The 7,076-nt window shown below is 69.9% G+C and carries 7 protein-coding genes; 6 read left to right on the top strand and 1 reads right to left on the bottom strand.

The annotated features are described in order from the left end of the window. The 6 genes from ACVNF4_RS29915 to ACVNF4_RS29890 all read left to right on the top strand — a co-directional run. On the top strand, positions 1–1,145 hold a 1,145-nt coding region (locus tag ACVNF4_RS29915), incomplete at its 5' end, for a polyamine ABC transporter substrate-binding protein (protein ID WP_461806010.1). Next, positions 1,142–2,281, top strand: a complete 1,140-nt coding sequence (locus tag ACVNF4_RS29910) for an ABC transporter ATP-binding protein (protein ID WP_461806009.1) — start codon at positions 1,142–1,144, stop codon at positions 2,279–2,281. The genes ACVNF4_RS29915 and ACVNF4_RS29910, both read left to right, overlap by 4 nt. Beyond that, positions 2,281–3,207, top strand: coding sequence for an ABC transporter permease (locus tag ACVNF4_RS29905; protein WP_461806008.1), 927 nt, complete (start codon positions 2,281–2,283; stop codon positions 3,205–3,207). Before ACVNF4_RS29910 ends, ACVNF4_RS29905 begins: the two co-directional genes overlap by 1 nt. Continuing rightward, complete coding sequence (locus tag ACVNF4_RS29900; RefSeq protein WP_461806007.1) at positions 3,207–3,998, top strand: ABC transporter permease; 792 nt, start codon at positions 3,207–3,209, stop codon at positions 3,996–3,998. The genes ACVNF4_RS29905 and ACVNF4_RS29900 overlap by 1 nt, the downstream gene beginning before the upstream one ends. A 35-nt stretch (positions 3,999–4,033) precedes the next feature. Next, positions 4,034–5,458: an NAD(P)/FAD-dependent oxidoreductase gene (locus ACVNF4_RS29895; protein ID WP_461806006.1), complete on the top strand. Its 1,425-nt coding sequence runs from the start codon at positions 4,034–4,036 to the stop codon at positions 5,456–5,458. A 124-nt stretch (positions 5,459–5,582) separates the two neighbouring features. Next, entirely contained in the window at positions 5,583–6,035 is a 453-nt protein-coding gene (locus tag ACVNF4_RS29890; protein ID WP_461806005.1) for a bifunctional DNA primase/polymerase, read from the top strand. A gap of 91 nt (positions 6,036–6,126) precedes the next feature. On the opposite strand, the gene ACVNF4_RS29885 is transcribed toward ACVNF4_RS29890, so the two are convergent. Further along, the coding region (locus tag ACVNF4_RS29885; RefSeq protein ID WP_461806004.1) for a PucR family transcriptional regulator at positions 6,127–7,076 on the bottom strand (950 nt) is incomplete at its 5' end.

Here is a 7,076-nt window from a genome sequence, read left to right as displayed (position 1 = left end):
GCGCCTCCACGGGTGGCGCGCTGGCCCTGGGCGGCCTCGGGGCGCTCAGCGCCTGCGGCATCCCGGCCGCGGGGAAGACCGAGGGCGGCACGTCCGCCGACGACCGCTCGGCCAAGGAGAAGACCGTCAACTTCTCCAACTGGACCGAGTACATGGACGTCGACAAGAGCGGCAAGCGCCACCCCACCCTCGACGCGTTCACCCGGCGCACCGGGATATCCGTCCGGTACACCGAGGACATCAACGACAACAACGAGTTCTTCGGCAAGATCAAGCCGCAGCTCGCCGCGGGCCAGGACACCGGCCGCGACCTGATGGTCCTCACCGACTGGCTCGCCGCGCGGGTGATCCGCCTGGGGTGGGTCCAGAAACTGGACGCGTCCAACCTGCCGCACGCCTTCGCCAACCTCACCGGCCAGTTCCGCACCCCCGACTGGGACCCGGGCCGGGCGTACTCCTACCCCTGGCAGGCCATCTCGACGGTCGTCGCCTTCAACAAGAAGGCCCTCGACGGCATCGAGGTGAAGTCGGTCTCCGACCTCCTCGACAACCGCAAGCTGAAGGGCCGCGTCGGCTTCCTCACCGAGATGCGCGACAGCATGGGCATGACCCTGCTCGACATGGGCAAGGACCCGGCGAAGGTCACCGCCGACGACTACGACGCGGCGATCGCACGCCTCCAGAAGGGCGTCGACAACGGCCAGATCCGCCGCTTCACCGGCAACGACTACACCGCCGACCTCACCAAGGGCGACCTCGCCGCCTGCGTCGCCTGGGCCGGGGACGTCGTCCAGCTCAAGGCGGACAGCCCGGACATCGATTTCGTCATCCCCGACAGCGGCTACATGACGTCCAGCGACAACCTGGTGATCCCCAACAGGGCACGCCACAAGACGAACGCCGAGCGGCTCATCGACTACTACTACGAGCCCGAACCGGCCGCCCGGCTCGCCGCGTACATCAATTACGTATGTCCGGTGGACGGCGTCCGGGAGGCACTTGCGAAGATCGACCCGGATGCGGCGAACAACCCGCTGATCATCCCCGACAAGGCGATGCAGGCCAAGTCGCACTCCTTCCGTTCGCTGAGCGCGAGCGAGGAGACCGCATTCGAAGCGAAGTTCGCGAAGCTCACTGGGGCGTGACGACCATGACAGACAACAGCGGCGACGTCCGCCTCTCCGGCATCGGCAAGACCTACGGTGCCTTCACCGCCGTGCACCCGCTCGACCTGACCGTCCCGCAGGGCTCCTTCTTCGCCCTGCTGGGCGCGTCGGGCTGCGGGAAGACGACGACCCTGAGGATGATCGCGGGCCTGGAGGAGCCGACCAGCGGCACCGTCCACCTCGGCGACCAGGACGTCACCCGGCTGCCGCCCTACAAGCGGCCCGTCAACACGGTGTTCCAGTCCTACGCGCTCTTCCCTCACCTCGACATTTTCGAAAATGTCGCTTTCGGGCTCAGGCGGCGCGGCATCAAGAGCGTGAAACAACAGGTCGGCGACATGCTCGACCTCGTCCAGCTCGGCGAGCAGGCCCGTAAACGGCCCCACCAGCTCTCCGGCGGCCAGCAGCAGCGCGTCGCCGTCGCCCGCGCGCTGATCAACCACCCCAAGGTGCTCCTCCTCGACGAGCCCCTCGGCGCCCTCGACCTGAAGCTGCGCCGTCAGATGCAGCTGGAGCTCAAGCGCATCCAGACCGAGGTCGGCATCACCTTCGTGCACGTCACGCACGACCAGGAGGAGGCCATGACGATGGCCGACACGGTCGCCGTGATGAACGGGGGCCGCGTCGAACAGCTCGGTTCCCCCGCCGACCTCTACGAGAACCCGAGGACGACGTTCGTCGCGAACTTCCTCGGCACCTCCAACCTCATCGAGGCCGAGGTCGCGAGCCGCGGCGCCGGCGAGGTCGTCCTCAAGGTCGCGGACGGCAGGATCGCCCTCCCCGAGGCGCGCTGTCCGGCCGGCGGCAAGGTCCTGATCGGCGTCCGCCCCGAGAAGATCGCCATCACCCACGCGGACGACGAAACGGCCGTCCCTCAGGGCCGCAACCGCCTGCGCGGGACGATCGCCGACGCCAGCTTCATCGGCGTGTCGACGCAGTACGTGATCCGGACGGCCGTCTGCCCCGAGTTCGCGGTGTACGTCCAGAACGTCGACCGGGACGCCCGTCTCGCCCCCGGCGCCGAGGTCGTCCTGCACTGGGCGCCGGAGCACACCTTCGGGCTCGACGCCTCCCAGGACATCGACGCGGGCACCGAGGAAGAGGCGGTCGTCTGATGGCGGCGACCCTCACCAAAGCGGAGCCCGAACCCGGGAACGACGCACCCGCGCGCGTGCGCCGAAGAGGCCGCTGGACGCCGTACTGGCTGCTCCTGCCCGGCCTCCTGTGGCTGGTCGTGTTCTTCGCGCTGCCGATGATCTACCAGGCGTCCACGTCCGTGCAGACCGGCTCACTCGAAGACGGCTACCAGGTCACCTGGCACTTCGCGACCTACTGGGACGCCCTCCAGGAGTACTGGCCGCAGTTCCTGCGCTCGGTGCTGTACGCCGCCGCAGCGACCGCCCTGTGCCTCGTCCTCGGCTATCCGCTGGCCTACCTGATCGCGTTCCGCGCGGGACGCTGGCGCAACCTGATCATGGTCCTGGTGATCGCGCCGTTCTTCACCAGCTTCCTGATCCGCACCCTCGCCTGGAAGACGATCCTCGCGGACGGCGGCCCGGTCGTCGGAGCCCTGAACGCCCTGCACGTCCTCGACGTCACGAGCTGGCTCGGCTGGACGGCCGGTGACCGGGTCCTCGCGACGCCGCTGGCCGTCGTCTGCGGGCTGACGTACAACTTCCTGCCGTTCATGATCCTGCCGCTGTACACGTCCCTGGAACGCATCGACGGCCGCCTCCACGAAGCCGCCGGCGACCTGTACGCGCGCCCGTGGACGACGTTCCGGAAGGTCACCTTCCCGCTGTCGATGCCCGGGGTGGTCTCCGGGACGCTCCTGACGTTCATCCCGGCGTCCGGCGACTACGTCAACGCGGAACTGCTCGGCTCGACCGACACCCGCATGATCGGGAACGTCATCCAGACCCAGTTCCTGCGCGTCCTCGACTATCCGACGGCCGCCGCGCTGAGTTTCCTCCTCATGGCCGCGATCCTGCTCATGGTCACGTTCTACATTCGCCGTTCCGGGACGGAGGATCTCGTCTGATGTCCTGGCTCAAACGCCATTTCGTCGTCATCGCCGGACTGTGCACGCTGGCTTATCTCCTGCTGCCGAACGTCGTCGTCACGGTCTTCTCCTTCAACAAACCGAAAGGCCGCTTCAATTACGAGTGGCAGAATTTCTCCCTGGACGCGTGGAAAGACCCGTGCGGGGTCGCCGGAATGTGCGGATCGCTCTCCCTCAGCCTCCAGATCGCCTTCTGGGCGACCCTCGGGGCGACCGCGCTCGGCACGATGATCGCCTTCGCGCTGGTCCGCTACCGGTTCCGCGCGCGGGGCGCCGTCAACTCGCTGATCTTCCTGCCGATGGCGATGCCCGAGGTCGTCATGGCCGCCTCACTGCTCACCCTGTTCCTCAACATGGGCGCCCAGCTGGGCTTCTGGACGATCCTCATCGCGCACATCATGTTCTGCCTCAGCTTCGTCGTGACGGCCGTCAAAGCGCGCGTCATGTCGATGGACCCGCGCCTCGAAGAGGCCGCCCGGGACCTCTACGCCGGACCGGCGCAGACGTTCCTGCGGGTCACCCTGCCGATCGCGGCACCCGGAATCGCCGCGGGTGCGCTGCTCGCCTTCGCGCTCTCCTTCGACGATTTCATCATCACCAATTTCAACGCCGGGTCGACCGTCACCTTCCCCATGTTCGTCTGGGGTTCGGCGCAGCGCGGTACGCCCGTGCAGATCAACGTCATCGGCACGGCGATGTTCCTCGTCGCCGTTCTGCTGGTGCTGGCCTCCATGGCCGCAGGGAAACGCCGTAACAGACAGAAGGCGTAACGCCTTCGGGAAACACCTTGTAGGGAGTTGGAATCATGGCCCCTAGCGCCATGAGCCGTGGCACACACACGAAGTCCCTTTCCGAAGCCCAGCCGGTCCCGTACTGGCTGGAAGACCCCGGCAAGCCCGCTCCCGAGCCCGCGCTGACCGCCGCCGAGACCTGCGACCTGCTGGTCGTGGGCGGCGGCTACAGCGGGCTGTGGACGGCGCTCGTCGCCAAGGAACGCGACCCCGCGCGGGACGTCGTCCTGCTGGAGGCCCGCGAGGTGGGCTGGGCCGCCTCGGGCCGCAACGGCGGCTTCTGCGCCGCCTCCCTCACCCACGGCCTGGCCAACGGCCTCGCCCGCTGGCCCGACGAGATCCACCGCCTCGAAGAACTCGGCGCCCGCAACCTCGACGCCATCGAGGAGTCCCTCAAGCTGCACGGCATCGACTGCGACTTCGAGCGCACCGGCGAGATCGACGTCGCCACCGAGACCTACCAGGCGTGGGAACTGCGCGACTGGTACGACCGCCTCGCGCGCGAGGGCCTCGCCGACGGCATGGAGTTCCTCGACGCCGACGCCGTCCGCGCCCGCGTCGACTCCCCGACCTTCGAGGCCGGACTGTACGACCGCGGAGGCGTCGCCCTGCTCCACCCCGCGAAACTCGCCTGGGGCCTCAAACAGGCGTGCCGCAGGCTCGGCGTCCGCGTCTACGAGCACACCCCCGCCCTCGACCTGGTCACCTACGGCGGCGGCATGGCCGTGAAGACGCCGTACGGCCGTGTGAGGGCCCGGCAGGTCGCTCTGGGCACGAACATCTATCCGAGCCTCGTCAAGCGCGTACGCGCCTACACAGTGCCCGTCTACGACTACGCCCTGATGACCGAGCCCCTCACCGGAACGCAGCTCGCCGACATCGGCTGGCACGGCCGCGAAGGGCTCGGGGACTCCGCGAACCAGTTCCACTACTTCCGGCTCACCTCCGACAACCGCGTCCTGTGGGGCGGCTACGACGCGATCTACCCCTACGGCGGCCGGGTCCGCGCCGAGTACGACGACCGCCCCGAGACCTACGCCAAGCTCGCGGAGCACTTCTTCACGTGCTTCCCCCAACTGGAGGGCACCCGCTTCACGCACGCGTGGGGCGGCGCGATCGACACCTGCTCACGCTTCTCCGCCTTCTTCGGTACCGCCCACCACGGCCGCGTGGCGTACGCCGCCGGGTACACCGGGCTCGGCGTCGGGGCCACCCGCTTCGGCGCCGAGGTCATGCTCGACCTCCTCGCCGGACAGCCCACGGAACGGACATCGCTGGCCATGGTCCGGAAGAAACCGCTCCCGTTCCCGCCCGAACCGTTCGCCTGGACGGGCATCGCGCTCACCAAATGGTCACTGGCGCGCGCGGACGCGCGTGCGGGGCGCAGAAACCTCTGGCTGCGGACCATGGACCGGATGGGACTCGGCTTCGACAGCTGACATGTGATCCGGTTCACTCCAGATCACCGGCCGAACCCGCGTAATGCTCCCCGGTGAACCTCCCTCTCTTCCTCGTGACGCGCCCGCACGGTGCGAGCGCGTCGGCAGAAAGGGAGGTTCACCGATGACCGGTGCCAAGACCGCCGTCGAATGGCTGGTGTCCGTCGCACCCGACCCCGACGCCTGCCGGTGGGAGTGGGAGCGCAACCCCCTCGGGGTCGCGCTGCTGCCCGCCGGACGCGCCTGGGACGTGCTCATCCTGCCGGGTGACCTCGGCTACCCGACGCTCGACGTCCTGACCCGCATCCTCGACCGCACCGGACCGGTCCTCGCCGACTTCGGCGACAACCGCATGGGCTTCTTCGTCCCCCCGGGCACCGCCGCCCGCTGGCTCGGCACCGGCATCCGCAGCGCCGGCAACGGCACCTGGATCGTCGTCCCCTACCCGGGCCGCTCCACCGGCGCTGTCCGCTGGCTCGTCCCGCCGGACGGCACCGGCACGCTCAACGACCCCGCGCTCCTCGAACTCGCCATGCACGAGGCCGCCGCGGGGCTCGCCGCGGGGGAGGAGGCGTGATCACCGGCTGACCGGACCGTGAGCACACCTCCGCGTCCCCCGAATCCGGGGAGGGTGCCGCACACGTCGGCCGCCCGTGCGGCCGACGCGGTCATGAACCGGCCGTCGCCTTGAGCGCCAGCCACAGCTCCATCCGCACGTCCGGGTCGTCCAGCGAACGGCCCAGGATCTCCTCCACGCGGCGCATCCGGTAGCGCAGCGTGTGCCGGTGCACTCCCAGATCGGCGGCGGCCGCGTCCCACTGGCCGTGCCGGGAGAGCCACGCCCGCAGCGAGGCGACCAGATCACCACGGCCCGTCGCGTCGTGCTCGTACAGGGCCCGCAGCAGGCCCTCCGAGAACGCCCGCACCGCGTCCTCCGCGAGGAGCGGCAGCACCGAGCCCGACGCCAGCCGGTCGTGCTCCACGAAGACCCTGCCCCGGCGGCGGGCCACCGACAGGGCCTGCTCCGCCTGCTTGTGGCCGGCCGCCGCCGTACTCGGCCCCGCCGGACCCGACAGGCCCATCAGCAGGGCGTGCCCCTCCCGCGAACGGTCCGCCTCCACCTCCGCCGCGTACTCCACCGTCTCCGCCAGCGCCGCGCCGTCGTCCACCGCCACGACCACCAGCCGGCCGGCCTCCGCCGCCGGGACGACCAGGACGGGTTCGCCCGCGCGGGCCGCTGCGGATTCGAGGGCCTCGGCGAACTCGTCCAGGGGGGTGTCGTCGGGTACGCGTGCGGGGGAGGGGGTTTCGGAGGGCACGCGCGCGTGGGGACCCGGTTCCACGACGAGCACCCGGAACGGCGCGTCCAGGAGGCCCTCGTACAGGTCGCCGGCCACCGCGCGCGCGTGGTCCGGTTCGCCCGCGAGGAGCAGGTGCAGGACCGCCGCGCCGATGCGCTGCTCGGCCGCACGCAGGGAACGGGAGCGTTCCGTCGTCAGGGTCAGGAGCGCGATCGCCGAGTGGACGGCGTACCGCTCCGCCGTGCCGGGAGCGGTGGCCGTGCCGACGGCGAGCGCCGCGCGCGGGCGGCGGCCCGTGCCCAGGGAGTGCAGCTCCA

The sequence above is a fragment of the Streptomyces sp. S6 genome (genome assembly GCF_054880855.1).
Note: the sequence above shows the minus strand (reverse complement) of the source record. Positions and strands in the feature narration are given on the sequence as shown.

Excerpts from the sequence above, each read along its gene's own strand:
- ACVNF4_RS29905 (WP_461806008.1), top strand. The coding sequence starts at position 2,281 with ATGGCGGCGACCCTCACCAAAGCGGAGCCCGAACCCGGGAACGACGCA.
- ACVNF4_RS29900 (WP_461806007.1), top strand. The coding sequence starts at position 3,207 with ATGTCCTGGCTCAAACGCCATTTCGTCGTCATCGCCGGACTGTGCACG.
- ACVNF4_RS29895 (WP_461806006.1), top strand. The coding sequence starts at position 4,034 with ATGGCCCCTAGCGCCATGAGCCGTGGCACACACACGAAGTCCCTTTCC.
- ACVNF4_RS29890 (WP_461806005.1), top strand. The coding sequence starts at position 5,583 with ATGACCGGTGCCAAGACCGCCGTCGAATGGCTGGTGTCCGTCGCACCC.